Annotated in this window: 18 protein-coding genes; 9 read left to right on the top strand and 9 right to left on the bottom strand. The window is 58.9% G+C overall.

Features of this window, described 5'->3' with window-relative positions; genetic code table 11:
- The first annotated feature begins 24 nt into the window (after positions 1–24).
- Both VF684_RS03500 and VF684_RS03495 read left to right on the top strand, forming a co-directional pair.
- Positions 25–234: a cold-shock protein gene (locus VF684_RS03500; protein ID WP_005302803.1), complete on the top strand. Its 210-nt coding sequence runs from the start codon at positions 25–27 to the stop codon at positions 232–234.
- A 90-nt stretch (positions 235–324) separates the two neighbouring features.
- Positions 325–630 carry a hypothetical protein gene (locus VF684_RS03495; RefSeq protein WP_108540234.1) on the top strand — a complete coding sequence of 102 codons (306 nt, stop codon included), beginning with the start codon at positions 325–327 and terminating at the stop codon, positions 628–630.
- Here the strand turns inward: VF684_RS03495 and VF684_RS03490 are convergent.
- Positions 617–865 (bottom strand): TIGR02647 family protein, encoded by a 249-nt coding sequence (locus VF684_RS03490; RefSeq protein ID WP_005334209.1) that lies wholly within the window; start codon positions 863–865, stop codon positions 617–619. The two genes, VF684_RS03495 and VF684_RS03490, sit on opposite strands and share 14 nt — an antisense overlap.
- A gap of 245 nt (positions 866–1,110) precedes the next feature.
- Here VF684_RS03490 and VF684_RS03485 point away from each other — a divergent pair, with 245 nt between their 5' ends.
- Positions 1,111–1,659: a hypothetical protein gene (locus VF684_RS03485; RefSeq protein ID WP_201912515.1), complete on the top strand. Its 549-nt coding sequence runs from the start codon at positions 1,111–1,113 to the stop codon at positions 1,657–1,659.
- 159 nt (positions 1,660–1,818) lie between these two features.
- Positions 1,819–2,211, top strand: coding sequence for a DUF2750 domain-containing protein (locus VF684_RS03480; RefSeq protein WP_005334204.1), 393 nt, complete (start codon positions 1,819–1,821; stop codon positions 2,209–2,211).
- Between the two features lie 94 nt (positions 2,212–2,305).
- Here VF684_RS03480 and VF684_RS03475 read toward each other — a convergent pair whose 3' ends face one another.
- From VF684_RS03475 to VF684_RS03460, 4 genes are all read right to left on the bottom strand, one after another.
- Positions 2,306–4,156, bottom strand: a complete 1,851-nt coding sequence (locus tag VF684_RS03475; RefSeq protein ID WP_139441537.1) for an extracellular solute-binding protein — start codon at positions 4,154–4,156, stop codon at positions 2,306–2,308.
- A 127-nt stretch (positions 4,157–4,283) separates the two neighbouring features.
- Positions 4,284–5,030, bottom strand: coding sequence for a DeoR/GlpR family DNA-binding transcription regulator (locus tag VF684_RS03470; RefSeq protein WP_005350628.1), 747 nt, complete (start codon positions 5,028–5,030; stop codon positions 4,284–4,286).
- Positions 5,031–5,124: 94 nt separating this feature from the next.
- Positions 5,125–7,557: a formate C-acetyltransferase/glycerol dehydratase family glycyl radical enzyme gene (locus VF684_RS03465; protein WP_139441536.1), complete on the bottom strand. Its 2,433-nt coding sequence runs from the start codon at positions 7,555–7,557 to the stop codon at positions 5,125–5,127.
- Positions 7,558–7,561: 4 nt separating this feature from the next.
- Positions 7,562–8,458 carry a glycyl-radical enzyme activating protein gene (locus VF684_RS03460; protein ID WP_139441535.1) on the bottom strand — a complete coding sequence of 299 codons (897 nt, stop codon included), beginning with the start codon at positions 8,456–8,458 and terminating at the stop codon, positions 7,562–7,564.
- Positions 8,459–8,586: 128 nt separating this feature from the next.
- Between VF684_RS03460 and fsa the strand changes: the two genes are divergently transcribed.
- Together fsa and VF684_RS03450 are read left to right on the top strand one after the other, a co-directional pair.
- Positions 8,587–9,240 (top strand): fructose-6-phosphate aldolase, encoded by a 654-nt coding sequence (gene fsa, locus VF684_RS03455; protein ID WP_005334193.1) that lies wholly within the window; start codon positions 8,587–8,589, stop codon positions 9,238–9,240.
- A 131-nt stretch (positions 9,241–9,371) separates the two neighbouring features.
- Positions 9,372–9,551, top strand: a complete 180-nt coding sequence (locus tag VF684_RS03450; protein ID WP_005344504.1) for a hypothetical protein — start codon at positions 9,372–9,374, stop codon at positions 9,549–9,551.
- 18 nt (positions 9,552–9,569) lie between these two features.
- On the opposite strand, the gene VF684_RS03445 is transcribed toward VF684_RS03450, so the two are convergent.
- A complete protein-coding gene (locus VF684_RS03445; RefSeq protein ID WP_005350638.1) occupies positions 9,570–10,769 on the bottom strand; it encodes an HD-GYP domain-containing protein in 1,200 nt (399 codons plus the stop codon).
- 168 nt (positions 10,770–10,937) lie between these two features.
- Between VF684_RS03445 and rsuA the strand changes: the two genes are divergently transcribed.
- Positions 10,938–11,630 carry a 16S rRNA pseudouridine(516) synthase RsuA gene (gene rsuA / locus VF684_RS03440; protein WP_064336826.1) on the top strand — a complete coding sequence of 231 codons (693 nt, stop codon included), beginning with the start codon at positions 10,938–10,940 and terminating at the stop codon, positions 11,628–11,630.
- A 19-nt stretch (positions 11,631–11,649) separates the two neighbouring features.
- On the opposite strand, the gene VF684_RS03435 is transcribed toward rsuA, so the two are convergent.
- Positions 11,650–12,549, bottom strand: coding sequence for a DMT family transporter (locus tag VF684_RS03435; protein WP_019446127.1), 900 nt, complete (start codon positions 12,547–12,549; stop codon positions 11,650–11,652).
- 156 nt (positions 12,550–12,705) lie between these two features.
- Here VF684_RS03435 and VF684_RS03430 point away from each other — a divergent pair, with 156 nt between their 5' ends.
- Both VF684_RS03430 and yfcE read left to right on the top strand, forming a co-directional pair.
- On the top strand, positions 12,706–14,343 hold the full coding sequence (locus VF684_RS03430; RefSeq protein WP_162516413.1) for a peptide ABC transporter substrate-binding protein: 1,638 nt from the start codon (positions 12,706–12,708) through the stop codon (positions 14,341–14,343).
- Positions 14,344–14,353: 10 nt separating this feature from the next.
- Positions 14,354–14,896, top strand: a complete 543-nt coding sequence (gene yfcE / locus VF684_RS03425; protein WP_139441533.1) for a phosphodiesterase — start codon at positions 14,354–14,356, stop codon at positions 14,894–14,896.
- 36 nt (positions 14,897–14,932) lie between these two features.
- On the opposite strand, the gene VF684_RS03420 is transcribed toward yfcE, so the two are convergent.
- Together VF684_RS03420 and flgM are read right to left on the bottom strand one after the other, a co-directional pair.
- Positions 14,933–15,349 (bottom strand): flagella synthesis protein FlgN, encoded by a 417-nt coding sequence (locus VF684_RS03420; protein ID WP_040066163.1) that lies wholly within the window; start codon positions 15,347–15,349, stop codon positions 14,933–14,935.
- On the bottom strand, positions 15,346–15,666 hold the full coding sequence (gene flgM, locus VF684_RS03415) for a flagellar biosynthesis anti-sigma factor FlgM (protein WP_005334177.1): 321 nt from the start codon (positions 15,664–15,666) through the stop codon (positions 15,346–15,348). The genes VF684_RS03420 and flgM overlap by 4 nt, the downstream gene beginning before the upstream one ends.
- Between the last annotated feature and the right edge of the window lie 44 nt (positions 15,667–15,710).

Here is a 15,710-nt window from a genome sequence, read left to right as displayed (position 1 = left end):
ATTTTGAATACAGGTTTAAAAGATATGTCTAACATGATCACCGGTACCGTTAAGTTTTTCAACGAAACCAAAGGTTTTGGCTTCATCCAGCAAGAAAACGGCCCGGACGTTTTCGTTCACTTCAGCGCCATTCAAGGTAACGGTTTCCGTACCCTGGCTGAAGGTCAGCGCGTACAGTTCTCTGTGACCCAAGGTCAGAAAGGCCCGCAGGCCGAGAACGTAACCGCTCTGTAATTCTTACAGAATTTAAGAAAGCCGTGGTACCTCTGGTGCCACGGCTTTTTGTTTATATGGCTTTTGCTACTACTTCCTATGTGCTGAATCATGCTGCTATCGCTCCTGCTTGCTGCCACCTTGACTCCGACGTCCGATGCGCCGGTACCGGTTCAATCCGCGATGGAAGCGCAGGTGATCTGCCAGCAATTTGTCCAGGTCCGGATGGGCACTGCACAGCAACCCGATGAGGTGAATGCGCGACTGGTGCCTGAAAGGGAGGGGGAGTGGCTGGTGGATGGCAAAGTAAAAGGACCCGAAGGTCCTTTGCTGTTTGCCTGTCATCTTCACCAAGGGGAGCGCTGGGAGCTACTCAACTTTTCGCTCTGGGCACCACAGCCGGTCAAAGCGGTTTGAGTGCGACCAACAGATGTTGCAGGTGTTCAACCATGGTCATGCCAAACGGGGTGAGATAGCCGCCATCTTCTGCGCTGATGAGCCCCTGTTGATGCAGACGGGCTGCCGCTTGGCACAACTCTTCAGACATATCGCTGCGTAATTTAATCCCTAGGCTCATGTTGGCCGGATCAAAGCATGCCAGTATTTTCAAATCGTTCACGAATTCGTTAGAAACCTGGTCGATCCCAATCATGGATTTACTCCTTACGCTAAAGATGTATGCAAACTAGCATCCCCGGATCCACTTTAGTGGGCGCTGGCTCAAATTATTGATCTTTGGCTGGATGCTGCGTTTCAAATGCTGTTTTTTTCGGCGTAATCAGATGGTTGGCTGACAGCTTCGTCAAGGGCCGAGCCGGACCAAACGTGGTAGGATAGGGCACTTCTTTATATCGGACGGTCTATTGGTGGCTGTTCGCCCTGTTCAAGGTATCGCTCATGGTCAAGATCACTCTGGTATCCCTGCTGCATTCACTTTGTACCCGCTTTCCGGTTTACCCCGCTGTTTCGTTGACGTCCCTGTTGGATGCCCATCAGGGCGAGGTGTGGTTACCTACACGCAAGGGGGCCGACATTGCGCTGTTACGCAAGCATGCCAAGGGGGCTCATGAGCTGGCGTCACTCGATGCGGGCTGGTGTGATTTTGCCGCCAGCGACAGCGGTGATACACCCGAGCTGGATGCACTGGCCAACTACGACAGCGAGATGATGGATAACCTGCTGATGTACTGGCACACCGCCGCCAAGATCAACAGCCCGATCACCGATAACCTGTTCGAGCTGCGTCGCGAAGTGGTGGATGAAGCCCACGGTGCCAAACTTGCTGCCGCTTGGGAGCAACAGCAACAGCAGCGTTTTGAGCAGCTGATGGCTATGGTGGCCAATGGCCAGGATCTGCTCTGCTTTGTCGAAGTGGAGTCCGCCTACTGGCTGCGGCAAAAGCTGAGCGAGCAGCCTGATGTGGAGCTGATCACCCCTGCCTTGTAAAAGGGGCAATATGATGGCTGGCGGTCTCGCTATCGAGGAGGCTGCTCTATCCTTATTTGCGTCATTGTCCTCCCCATCCGGTGCCAAGGGGCTGCAAGCTGGACAAGCTGACGACAAGATGTGAACATGGCGCCCTTTATCGAGAGAGAGACTTGGCCAATGAGCTATGAACTGAGCGACACCGAGCGCAATGCCGCGCTGCAACTGAACGCTGATTACCGTTACGATCACTTCATCAGCAAGCTGGTCGAGCATGAAGAGCTGTTCGTCCTGACTGACGAGCATGGCGTCATGATGCTGACCACCGACGATGAAGATTGCATCCCGGTATGGCCGCACCCGGAGTACGCCAAGGCGTGGGCCGAAGGTGAGTGGGCCGATTGCAAGCCGCAGTCCATCACCCTGAAGGTGTGGCTGGAGCGCTGGGTTGACGGTATGGAGCAGGACGAGCTGTGTGTTGCCGTGTTCCCGACCCCGGATCAGGAAGGCATCGTACTGGAGCCGGCCGACGTGGCTGACGCCATTGCCGAGAAGCAGGCCAAACGCGGCTGATCACTGCGCGATTCGCAACACCGGTTGCCAACAAAGACCCCGCTATCTGGCGGGGTCTTTGTTTTAGGTCTGTTTGCCAAATGAGTTGTCGCTATCAAGGCTGGCGATAGGTGGTGTCGATGATAGGCTCGGCCGGGAAAGTCTTGCCACTCTTGATGGCTGCCCTGGTCTCGGATTTTAGCTCTTCATCAATCCATAGCAGACCGCCATAGCTGTAACCGCTGTTGTCGCCCCCAAGAGGCCAGTAAAGCTGCTCGCTCTTGGGTGTTGCAGGTACTTTTGGCAGTTTTATCCAGCGCCATGCCCCTTCCCGGGTGTAGGGTACCTGATAGGCAGGCACGAAGCTTGCCAGCTCATAGAGCCGCTGCTGGATCTGCCGTGACAGGGCCGCCTTTTTGGCAAAGTCGAACTCCTTGTCATACTGCTCCACCAGAGCCGTGATGGCATCGTCATCGATGTTCATGATGTTGTTGGTCTGGGGCTTGTTGGCGTTGACCTTGTGGAAGAACTCCCAATAGGCGGGATAGCGGCTGCCCGCCCAGGCCATCCAGGCGCTCTGGTGCTTTTTCTCCAGCATCGATTTGAAACCGGCCGATGCATCCATCAGGTTGAGCTCCAGATTAAGCCCCGCCTTCTTGGCCTCTTCCCGCAACAGCGTGAGCCGCTGGGCATGCTCTGCGGTGGTGTAGGTGATGGCGAGGGTCAGTGACTGCCCCTTGTCGTTTTGCAAAATCCCCTGTGGCCCTACCTTGTTAAAGCTTGCCTTGGCAAAGTATTCCCGTGCCAGTTTGGGATCGAACGGACGGGCCTTGATCTCGCTGTTGGTAAACTCACCCTGACCTGAGCCATAACTGTTGAGTCGCTGGTAATCCCCCCGCAGCAGGGTGGTGAGCATCTTGTCGAGGTTGAGGGCATGCTGGATCCCGAGCCGCACATCTAGATTATTCAGCAGCGGATCGGCGGTGTTGAGATAGAGCCCCATTGGCGATTGCGGGGTCTGGTTGTAGAACCAGGTACGCGCGATATAACCCTTCTCGAACTCCGCGGTTTTGGTCTTGTCGTGCCACCAGTTGGGCATCACCAGCGGGAAGGTGTCGAGATCGCCGCGCAGGAAGTGCTGCCAGGCGATGTTCAGATCCCTGAGCACCTTGATCTCGATCCGCGCAGGATTGAAGCGATGCTGGAAGTAGCGCTCGTCATCCCCCCACCAGTTTTCAATCCGCTTGAAGGTGACCGATTTACCCTTTTTCACCTGATCGATCTGATAGGGTCCGGTGACCGGCAACACCTTCCAGTTGTACTCATTGACCCAGTTGGCGGTGAGCTTGATGGCGTGGCTCGGCTCCGGGCTGATGGGCAGCGATTCGAGCAGATCCTGGCGGCTCTTTTCGGTGCCGCTGGTGATGGCCAGGGTGTGATCATCAAACTTGGTTATGTCTGCTATCTGGGTGCTGTAGTAGTTGTTGTACCAGGGGTCGTTGATCTCCTTGCTGCGCATCATCTTGAGGGTAAAGAGCCAGTCATTGGCGGTGACCGGTTGGCCGTCTGACCAGCGCGCTTTGGGATTGATGCGAAAATAAAGGGTCTTGTTGTCGGCGCCGAAGGCCCACTCGTTTGCCAGCATCGGCATGGGGTTGCCGGTGACGGGATGAGTGCTCAGCAGTGGCAGGTTGGTTTCCCGCACGTAACCGGCAAAGCCGCCGTTGGAGTCGGGGCCATATTTGCGCAAAGTCAGGGGGAAGCTGGTCATAAAGGTGCGAAAGGTGCCGCCGCGTTTGGCGGTCGGATCGGCATAGAGAGGATCCTGGTTGTTGCTCTCCCACTTCAAGTCGGCGGGCAGCGTGGCACTCCAGCCAAACGGGCTCCAGCACAGGGTCAGGGTGATGGCGGTGGCGCGAATGATAGGGGAGAGTCTGCGCTCCCCGGCGGTGATGGTCGATGGCATGTCCTTGCTCTCCTGAAGTCTGCTTCCTGCAGATCACGCACTGGTGATGTCAGTCCCGATGGGGACTGGCTCATCATGAAAATTTTATTCTGTCAGGTCAATGAAATAGCGTGAATTAGCGGGTGGCCTAGGCCGCAACGCAGTGCAGGGTGATCCCCTTGGCCGCAATGGCAGCCCGCATGGGGGCGGGCAGGGCATCGTCGGTAACCAGTACGTTGATCTGGCCCGGCGCGCCAAGCTGGCTCGGGTGGATGGCGCCAAATTTGCTGCTGTCGGTGATCACCACATTGGTCATCCCCTTGGCCAGCACGCTGTTGACCACGTCGGCCCGCATCATATCGCGGCCGGTGAAACCCATCTCGGGATGAAAACCGTCGACCCCGATAAAGGCCTTGGAGAAGTGCACCTGCTCGATACAGAGGCGCGTCAGCGGCCCCACCACGCTCTCGCTCTGATGCTGGAACAGCCCGCCAAGCAGCACCACCTGAGCCGGGGTGTCTTTGAGCAGATGGGCGATATAGCTGCTGATGGTGATGATGGTGACCCGTTTGTGCAGGGCCAGATGGCGCGCCAGCATGGCGTTGGCGCTGCCCCCCTCGATAAAGACCGTCTCGCCATCTTCCACCAGCTGGGCGGCCCGCTCGGCGAGGCGCTCCTTGAGCAGGTAATTGATGTTCATCCGGGCATCCGGGTCATCGGTCTCCAGCGCCATGGCCGAGCCGTGTACCCGTCTGAGCAGTCCCTGTTTCTCCAGCGCGGTGAGGTCGTTGCGCACCGTCACCTCAGACACGCCTGTGTGTCGGGAGAGTTCACTCACGCTCATCTTGCGAGCCTGATGGACCAGAGTGAGGATCAGTTGGTGGCGTGGATTCATGGTGCGCTCGCATGCAAGGTGGTGGATAGCGGCAAGCCACCCGAGGGTGGCTTGCCAATCATATGACGTCACAGGCGCCATGGGGTGCGCCCCGTCAGAGACTGTGCTCGGTGCGGGCGATGATATCATCTTGCGCATCCGGGGATAAGGCGGTGAAGAAGGCCGAATAGCCCGCCACCCGTACCACCAGATCCCGGTACTGATCGGGATGGGCCTTGGCTGCCAGCAGGGTCTCGCGCGAGACGATGTTGTACTGCACGTGCCACCCCTTGTGCACCTCGAAGAAGGTGCGCAGCAGGCTCATCAGCTTGGCCTTGTCCCGCTCGTTCTCAAGGCTCGCCGGGCTCAGCTTCTGGTTGAGCAGCACCCCGCCGAGAATGGCCGCCGTGGGCAGCTTGCCGATGGAGTTGAATACCGCCGTCGGGCCGAGACGATCCGAACCCGACGAGGGGCTGGCCCCTTCCGCCAGCGGCGTGCGGGCGTGGCGGCCATCCGGGGTAGCCATGGTGGCGGCACCGAAGGGCACGTTGGCGGAGATGGAGGAGGTGCCGGCATAGTAGGTGCCGCCGATGGGGCCACGGCCGAAGCGGGTATTGTGCAGCCCCTTGAGCTCGTCGATGTAGCTCTGGTAGGCCTGTACCAGCAGCATATCTACCTTGTCCAGATCGTTGCCATATTTGGGGGCGGCGTTGGTGAGGCGCTGGCGCAGCTGCTCCCCTGCCAGCCCGGCAAAATCTTGTTCGAGTGCTTCGGCCAGCTCTTGCTGATCCACAATCCCCTGCTCGAACACCAGTTTCTTCAGGGCTGCCAGGCTGTTGCCGAGGTTGGCAATTCCCACCTGTAGACCTGAGACCCAGTCATAGACGGCGCCCCCCTCCTTGATGGTCTTGCCGCGCTCGATGCAGTCATCTACCAGGGTGCTGCAGAGGATGTCATGGGCTTGGGCTTCCAGCACGCTGTCGACCACGCAGTCGATCTCGATGGATTTGCGGGTGAAGTAGCGCACCTGCTCATCCCAGCGGGCCATCACCTCGTCAAAGTTGCCAAAGTTACCGTCTCGCAGCGATTGGGTTTGGGGCAGGAAGACCTTGCCGGTGGTGGCATCGCGGCCGCCATCGAGGGAGGCCAGCAGGATGCGGGCGAAGTTGATAAAGCTCATGCCGGTGCAACGGTAGCCCCACTTGCCGGGCACGGCGGTCTCGATGCAGCCGATGGCGGCGTAGTGGTGGGCATCCTCCACGCTCACCCCGAGCTTGATGAACTCGGGGATCACCACCTCGTCGTTGTTGAAGGCGGGCATGCCAAAGCCGCAGCGGATCACTTGAATGCAGGCGTCGAGGAAATCCTCGCTCATCCCGGCGTGGTAGCGCACCGAGAGGTTGGGCTGGGTGGAGCGCAGCTGGCCGCAGGACTCCAGAATCGCGTAGGAGAGGCCATTGACCGCGTCATGGGCAGCGCCATCCCGCCAGTTCTGGCCGCCGATGGTGACGTTCTGGTAGAGCGGGCTGCCAGCAGAGGCCTTGGAGTGGGTGCCGGAGCGGATCTTGTTCACCTCCAGCAATTTCAGCCAGCACCCTTGCAGCAGTTCGATGGCGCGGGGGCGTGACAGGGATTCTGACAGCTCCACTTCGCGGCGATACCAGGGATAGAGGTACTGATCCATCCGGCCGAACGACACCGAGTGGCCGTTGGATTCGATCTGCAGAATGAGCTGGATAAAGTAGCAGAGCTGCAGTGCCTGCCAAAAGGTTTCGGGTGGCTGGTGGGCGATGTGGGCACAGTTGAGCGCTATGGTCTCAAGCTCGTTTCGGCGCTCGGGGCGAGATTCTTGTGCTGCCATATCATGGGCAAGTGCGGCGTAGCGCGAGATGTGAGCGCTGACCGCATCCAGAGTGATGGCGACGGCGTGCAGGAACTGCTCGCGCTGCAGGTCGGCCCAATCCGCCAGATCCAGCCGACTGCGCCGCTCGGCCACCTTGGCCTTGAAGCCATCGAGCCCCAGCGTGAGCAGCTCCTCATAGTTGACCGCGAGGTGGGCATCCCCCGAGGTCATGTTGCCCTCGGCCTTGATGATGCCGCTCTCCAGCAGCGCTTTCTGCTCATCGGTAAAGAGGCCAAAGCAGCGATCCTGCACCGTCTGGCCGCGCCAGAAGGGGGTGAGGGCGTGGATGATCGCCTTGTCGGTTTCGCTGACTGCAAAACCGGCACCGGGGCGGTCTGCCAGCTCGTCGATCTCCTTCTCAATCCAGCTCACAGTGTATTCGGGAAATAGCGGCGCCGCCCGTACCTGACTGGCCTGATTGCCGACGATAAGCTCGTCGTGCTTGATCCAGATGGTGCGCTCCTTGAGGTGATGAGCCAGCGCCAGGGCGCGGCGCACCGGCAGCGGGCGGGCGAGGTTAGCCTGATAGGCCTCGGTGTAGTGGCGGGCACGCTCGGTGCAAACCGGTGGCTGAACGATGTGGATCAGGCTCTCTTTGTGGGCGCGGATCCGTGGGCTGAGGGTATTGAGGTCGAGCTGGGTCATGATCTTATCCTCTGGTCACAGGGGTCAGCCCCTGACGTTGGGCGTATGCATGGGCAAAGTGGAGTAAATCGGGGTCGTCGAGCGGTGTCTCCGGCGCCTGATAGGGCAGATCCAGCAGGGCATATTTGCCCATCCCCAGGGTGTGGTAGGGGAGGAAGTGGATCTCCTGCACGGTGCCGAGGCTGGCGGCGGTGTCGGTGATGGCGCTGATCGATGCGCGGTCGGCATTGAAGCCGGGAATGAGCGGCACCCGGATCTGCATCGGCATGCCGTATTTGGCGAGGCGTTTGAGGTTCGCGATGGGCAACTCCACTTTGCCGCGGGTCCAGTGGAAGAATCGTTCTTTATCCACGTGTTTGAGATCTGCCAGCACCAGATCCAGTGAGGGGAGGCTTGGCTCAATCTGGTGCCATGGCACATGGAGGCAGCTCTCGACCGCGGTGTGCAGCCCTTCGGCCTTGCAGCGGGCCAGCAAAGCGGCGGCAAAGTCGGGCTGCATAAAAGGCTCGCCACCGGAGAGGGTGACGCCACCGCCGCTGCGCTCGAAGAAGGGGCGATCCCGCAAGATGGTGTCCATCAGGGTGTCCAGGGGTTCATCGCGGCCGCACACCTGCAGCGCTTCGCTGGGGCAGAGGCCGCGCAGCCGTTCCATATCATCGGCCTTGAGGGTAGAACGGCTGAGCTGGATGCCCTGGCTGTCACGCAAGATTGCCGGACAAGCCTGGCTGCAGAGCTGGCATCCCTCGATGCACTGGCGCCGGTCGAGTAGTATGTCCGGCTTGGGAGAGCGGCTTTCCGGGTTTTGACACCACAGACAGGCCAGCGAGCACCCCTTGAGAAACACCAGGGTGCGAATGCCGGGGCCATCGTGAGTTGAATATCGTTGCAGGTCAAAAATCATACCGCCTCCTTTTGTATTTGCATTCTATTTGCTTTCATTCGAAAGTTGATTTGATTTCGATCAAGCTATTTGCAGATGTTTTCTCGCTAGAATGGCGACATATTGAACATCCCGTTAAGGAGTTAGAGATGGAGCTGTATCTCGATACCGCTGATGTGGCGGCAGTGCGTCGCTGGTCACGGATCCTGCCGTTGGCCGGTGTCACCACCAATCCTTCCATTACCGCCGCCGGGGGATTGCCGCTCTGTGAGCTGCTGCCCGCCCTGCGCGACGTGCTGGGGCCCAAGGCGCGCCTGTTTGCCCAGGTGATGGCCAAAACCGAAACCGAGATGGTGCGCGAGGCATTTGCCCTGCGTGAGCTGGACCCGGATCTGGTGATCAAAATCCCGGTATGCGCAGAGGGGCTGGCGGCCATCAAGAGCCTGACCGCTAACGGTGTGCCGACTCTGGGCACCGCTGTCTATACCCCGCTGCAGGGTTGGTTGGCGGCGGTGGCGGGGGCGGAATATGTCGCGCCCTACGTTAACCGGCTGGATGCCCAGGGTGGCGATGGCATTGCTACCGTGCAGGAGTTGCAACAGCTGCTTGCGCTGCACGCGCCGAACAGCAAGGTGCTGGCAGCGTCATTCCGCACTCCCCGTCAGGCGCTCGACTGCCTGCTGGCCGGTTGCCAATCGATCACCTTGCCGCTTGATGTGGCCGAGCAGTTGCTGAATGTGCCTGCGGTGGATGCGGCGCTGGTGAAGTTCGATCAGGATTGGCAGCGCGCTTTCGGTCGCTGATCCCGGTGGCAAGCTGATTGCCGTGATTGAGGGGGGAGGGTGAAGAAGCGCGGGTGATGGGGATTGACCGACTAGACTGGAAAGAGGTGGCTACATTCGCTGGCCGCCTTGCAGTCTACCGGAGGTATCCCATGAGCGACCATCTGCTACTCCCCCATGGTGAAGATTTGCGTCGTGCGGTGCTTTGGCTCAGCGAGCATCATCAGCACGATATCGCCGCCATTGAAGAGGCCAGCCTGCGTTTTGATCTCTCGCCGCTGGATGAGGAGTTTCTGATCCGGCACTGGCTCGACAGCCAGCGCCAATCATGAATATCTGAGGTGATAGGTTTAGAAGAAGTTGGCGAGGTTGATGCCAAACTCTTTGGGGTCGACTGTATTCTCGATGCTCTCCTGCACCCCTGACTTGGCCAGATCCAGCCACTGTACGTCGAGGTAGTGACGCTGGGTGGCGTGATAGATCACCTTGACCACCGGCTTGAGCGGCTGCTGCTCGTTGCGCTGCATCACGATAGCCAGGCGCTGGTTTGAGAGCTGTACCAGAGTGCCCACCGGATAGACTCCCATGCACTTGATGAACTTGGTAACCAGTTCAGCATCGAAGTGCTGATTGATCCCCTTGAGCAGAATGCGGAAGGCCTGGGTCGGCTGCATACCTGCTTTGTAGACCCGATCCGCGGTGATGGCATCATAGACATCGACGATGCCGCTCATCCGGGTATAGAGAGAGAGCTGCTCCCCCTTGAGTCGCTGCGGGTAGCCGGAGCCATCGAGCCGCTCGTGGTGGTTGGCGGCCACCTCCAGCATGGTGGGGGTAATGCCAGGGGTATTGCTGAGGATCTCGTAACTGTGCACCACATGCTGACGCATGATGGCGAACTCCTCGTCGGTCAGCTTGCCCGGTTTGTGGAGCACCTCGTCCGGGGTCATGATCTTGCCCACGTCGTGCAGCAGGCCACCCAGGGTCAGCTCCTTGAGCACGCTGCGCTCCAGTCCCAGATAGCGGCCGAAGTTGGCCAGCAGAATGGCCACGTTCATGGAGTGCTCCATCAGGTAGGCATCCTTGGCGCGAATACGGGCCAGACAGAGCATGGCATCGCCGTGGGTGAACATGGTGTCCACCATCTCTTCGGCGACTTCGGCCAGCGGGGTGATGTCGATGGGTTCACCCGCTTTGAGATGGCGAATGAATTTGCCTTGCAGCTCGCGCGCTTCCTGATAGAGGCGGCGAATTTTAAGCTCCCGTCCTTCGCCGTTGGCACTGGCACGGCGCCCTACCTGGGCGCTGTTGGCATTGAGATCGGGGGAGGTAACGGCGTCACTTTCGGCACTGCCCAGTTTGCTGCGGGCCAGATCGATGCGTACCGTGAGCACCCCCTGACGCACCAGATTGGCAATTTGCGCCACGCTGGTCACCAAGCCCATCTGGGCGATCTCCATCCCACCTGTCTGGCTGGCGATAGCAATCACATACATGCCGGGTTTCAGCTGGTTGACGGGAATGACGGGATAGGATGCTTGAGACTTCATGAGGGCTTCCTGACTCTTATTATTATGAGTATCGTTCGGATGGGTCACACCGGAGAAGTGTAACATCGGATGACCAGTTCGTCATAATTGGTACCCCCTTAACAGTGGCGTTGTCGCCCCCGCCCGATATAATGACGCCCCTTTACTTGTTGGACTCCGAGGTTGTGAATGCGGCTTGATAAATTTCTGTGCGATTGTTCCGATTTGACCCGCTCGCTGGCAGGCAAACTGATCCGTCAGGGCGAGGTCATGGTGGATGGCATTGTGGTCAAGCAGCCCGCCTTTCATATCAATGAGCAGAGCCAGATCGAGTTTGACGGCGTGCTGCTGACACTGGAGCAGCGCAACCGCTATTTCATGCTGCACAAGCCGGAAGGTTATGTCTGTTCCAACGAGGATCCGGATCACCCGACCGTCTTCTTCCTGATGGATGAACCGGCGATGGGCAAGCTGCACGTAGTGGGTCGCCTCGACCTCGATACCACGGGGCTGGTGCTGGTGACCGACGATGGTCAATGGTCCCACCGCATCACCTCGCCTCGCCACGAGTGTGCCAAGACCTATCACGTCTGGCTAGCCGATCCGGTGAGCCCGGATGCAATCGCGCTGTTCGCCGAAGGGGTCTACCTGCGTAACGAGACCGATAAAACCCGTCCTGCCCAGCTGGAAATTCTCGGCGAGTGCGAGGCCCGCCTGACCATTCACGAAGGCAAGTACCATCAGGTCAAGCGGATGTTTGCCTCCATCGGCAACAAGGTCGTTGGCTTGCATCGCGAGCGGGTGGGCGGTCTGACGCTGGATGAAGATCTGGCCCCCGGTGAATACCGCGAGCTGACCGCTGAGGAGATTGCCCTGTTCTGATCTGGGATGGTGCCGGGTGTCAGTGAGTGCTGAAGCCCAGCACCAGCGCGGTGCCCAGGGTGGCAATCAGTGCCCCCGCCCAGGCGGCAATGGATGGCCGCTCCCCCGAGTGCCACCACAACAGCGGCAGCAGCAGTACCGGCGTGGTGGAGGAGAGAATGGCCACCATGCCCACCTCGCCCTGCCGCAACGCCATCAGGATCAGCGTCATCCCCAGCCCCATCGCCAGAAAACCGTTGGTGGCAATCATGGCGAGGATATGGCGATTGACCGGTTTGAGCGGCATGGCCAGCGGCAAGCGCCCCAGCCGCAGGACGCAGTGGGCCAGCAGGGCACTGCCCATCCGGATACCCGATGCACTCACCGCATCCACCTCACCACTCATCATCACCGGCTTGGCGATGATGGCTCCCACGCTTTGACACAGTGCCGCCGTCAGGCCAAGGCCAATTCCCAGCGCCAGATTGCCACGGATCTGCTCCCACTCGTTACTGCTACTGCGTCTGCCAAACAGGATTGCCAGCATCACGCCGGCAAAGACCAGCATGGCCCCCAGCAGTCGCCAGCCCGTCAGCTGTTCATTGAAGAGCCATAGCCCAAGCAGGGCGGAAAACAGCGCATGGCAAGAGAAGAGCAGGGCACTGCGTCTTGGCCCCAACCGGTTCATGCAGGCAAACAGCGCCGTATCGCCCACGAAGATGCCGACCAGCCCCGAGATGGCGAGCAGGGGCAGGGCGCTTGCGGTGAGGGTTTGCCAGCCACCGGTGAGCAGACTCATGGTGCCGAGCATCAGGCTGACCAGAAACATGCGCCAGCGGCTGTAGGCAAATGCGCCGAGATGACGGGCCGGTTTGACCGAAATTAGCGCTGCAACTGCCCATAAACTGGCCGACGCGAGGGCCAGCCACTCATAACCCATAAAAACTCCTGAAAAAATTAACCCGAAAGACTCCATCTCCCGGGCAAGCCCGATACAATACGGGGCGTTTTCGGGGATAACAAGAGCGGCATCAGGCATTCATCAGGCGCGCCGTCGGCCTTCCCCTCCTGCAGTGGTGTTATTCGAGGTTTGGTCATGAGGTATGGTTTCTTCCCCAAGCTGGCGCAACGCTGGCTCTCCCCGCTATTGCTTGCCGTGCTGGCAGGGCCCCTGGCCCATGCCACCACCGTTGAGCAGCAGCCCCTGCTTGCCGATCGGCAAACCCTGGTAAAGGGCAACGGTGCCGAGCCGGAGTCGCTGGATCCGGCGCTGGTGCGCTCCGGTTTTCCGGGGGAGGCGGTACTGGTCGATCTGTTTGAAGGGCTGGTCAGCGAAGATGGTCAGGGGCATATCGTTCCTGCTCAGGCACAGCGCTGGGAGGTGAGTGAAGATGGGCTGGAGTGGCGATTCTTCCTGCGCCCTCAACTGAAATGGTCCAATGGCGAGCCGCTGGTGGCCGCTGATTTTGTCTATGCCTGGCGCCGTCTGCTCGATCCGGCCATCAACTCCCCTTCTGCCGGATTGCTGCTGGCGACGGGGATCAACAATGCGCAATCCATCTATGCCGGTGCGCTGGAGCTCGGCAATCTGGGCATTGAAGCGCAAAGCGATCAGATCCTGAAAATCACTCTGGAGCGGCCGGCTCCCTATTTCCTGCAGCTCATCAGTCAGCGCCCCTTTGTGCCGGTCAATCAGAAGGCGATAGCCAAGTTTGGCAAACAGTGGACCGAGCCTGGCAAGCTGGTGAGCAATGGTGCGTACCGGCTGGCAAGCTGGACGCCGAACGAGCGGATCGAAGCCGAGCGCAATATCCACTACTGGGATGACCTTCACAGCCGTATCGGGCGGGTCACCTACCTGCCGATCACCTCGCAACATGCAGAGCGGCTGCGCTATGAGGCTGGTGAAATCCAGCTCACCAACAAGGTCTCCCTCGGCTATTACCAGAAGATGAAGCGCGAATCTCCGGAGCGGCTGTGGGGGTTGCCGCTGTTTGGCACCTATCTCTATGCGTTCAATTTGAAGCGCCCCGAACTGCAGGATGTGCGGGTGCGTCAGGCGCTCTCCATGGCGGTTGATCGACAGCAGCTCATTGGATCGGTGAGCGGGCAGGATGAACAGGCGGCATGGTCGCTGTTGCCGGAGATGCCGGGTTACCCCCGGGTGATATTGCCTGTGGCGCTTGAAGATATGCCAACCCGCCAGGCCAAAGCGGCAGCGTTGTTGTCAGCGGCCGGGTATAACAGTGCCAATCCACTCAAGCTGAGCATTACCTACAACAGCGCAGAAACCCACAAGCAGATGGCGATGGCCATTGCCGCCATGTGGCAGAAGCTGGGGGTACAGGTCACCCTCAACAGTCTGGAGTGGGGTGCCTATCAGGTGGCCAAGGATAGCGGTGATTTCCAAGTGGCCAGAAGCTTCCTGTTTGGCGATTACGTGGAGCCGTCTGCCATGCTGGGCAGCTTCCGTTGTCAGGATCTGCGCAACGAGAGCGGCTACTGCAATCCCGACTTTGATCTGTTGCTGGAGCAGGCAGCCAATACTCTGGACAGCGCGAGCCGGGTTGAACTCTACCGGCATGCCGAACAGTTGCTGCTTGAGGAGGCGCCGATCCTCCCCGTGTATCATTACAATCAGATGAGACTGGTCGATCCCACCCTGCGGGGACTGCCCAGCCAGAATTTGAAAGGGACGATTGCCACCAAGGATCTCTATTTCAGCCCGCAGTGAGGAGCATTTCATGAAACTTGCCATCATTTCCGACATCCACGGCAGCATCATTGCGCTGGAGCGGGTGCTGACACAACTTGAGCCCTGGCAGCCGGATCACTATCTGCTGCTCGGCGATCTGCTCAACCATGGCCCGCGCAATCCTCTGCCGGAAGGGTATAACCCGGCCGCTGTGGCCGATCGGCTTAACGAGTTGGCTCCGCAAATCATCGCGGTGCGGGGCAATTGTGATTCCGAAGTAGATCAGATGCTGTTGCGCTTTCCCATCACCGCCCCCTACAACCAGTTGCTGATCGATGAGCGGCGCTGGTTTGTCAGCCACGGCCATCTTTATCGCCCAGACGAGGTACAGCTACCGCCGGGTAGTCTGTTCCTGAGCGGCCACACTCATGTGCCGGTGCTGGAGTGGCAGGGGGAACGGATCTTGATGAACCCGGGGTCAATTTGTTTCCCGCGCGGCGAGTTGCCTGCCAGTTACGGGAGCTATGAGGACGGAGTACTGCGCGTCAATGCGTGTGAGGACGGGCGAGAGTTGTTGCGACTGGAGCTTTAAAACGGAGAGCAAAAATGCAAGGCCTGATAAGAGATATCAGGCCTTGATACCGTAGGATCGGGTGCCAGAGCGAGTATTACCCTTGGCGTCATAGGTCAGGCTGTTGCGATCGCGCAGCTGACTCAGAAAGGTTGCCAGACGACGGTTTGAGACGATGCTCAATTCAAGCAATCGACCGTTGATATCATTTTGTGCCTGGCAAGCATCCAGTTTTGCACGAAGCTGCGCCATCTCGTCGGGATAGGCTGCCAGCTGCAGTGCCAGTTCCGGCATCTCTGCCAGTGTCTTGTCCAGAGTTTCTATCGCAGCAAGCAACTGCTGTTTGCGCTCGGTCAGTGCGGGCAGGGCCAGTGCCTGATGCTGTTCGAGCAAGCTGAACTCCTCTTCCAGAATGCCTTGCATCTGGCTGAGGTAATCATCTTGGGTGTGCAGTAACGAAGGTAAGTCCATCATCCCAGAACTTTGTCCAGATTGGCCTCGAAACTGAACATCTTCTTGGCCACAGCGTCGCTGTTAACCTGATATTCGCCACTCGCGACGGCTTTTTTCAGCCGTTCGACCTTGCTCTCATTGCCGGTCGAGGCGGTATTGAGGTTTTGTTGCATCTTTTGCAATTGTTGCGCCTCACTGGTCAAGGAGACGGAGTCCAGCTTGACAGTAGCCGCTTTGTTTTCGGGCGATGAGGTGACTGACTTGCTGCCTGTCCCCTGGCTATTAGCGGTATTTTGCAACCGATTATTCGCCAAGTTGTTGATATTGTTGATGGCCATTTTAGTTACCTTCGTCTGCTTTAAGGTTTGCTTACCTGTTTATC

It is taken from the genome of Aeromonas sp. Lyrl_2 (genome assembly GCF_051948815.1).
In the GTDB taxonomy this organism is placed as follows: domain Bacteria; phylum Pseudomonadota; class Gammaproteobacteria; order Enterobacterales; family Aeromonadaceae; genus Aeromonas; species Aeromonas veronii.
Note: the sequence above shows the minus strand (reverse complement) of the source record. Positions and strands in the feature narration are given on the sequence as shown.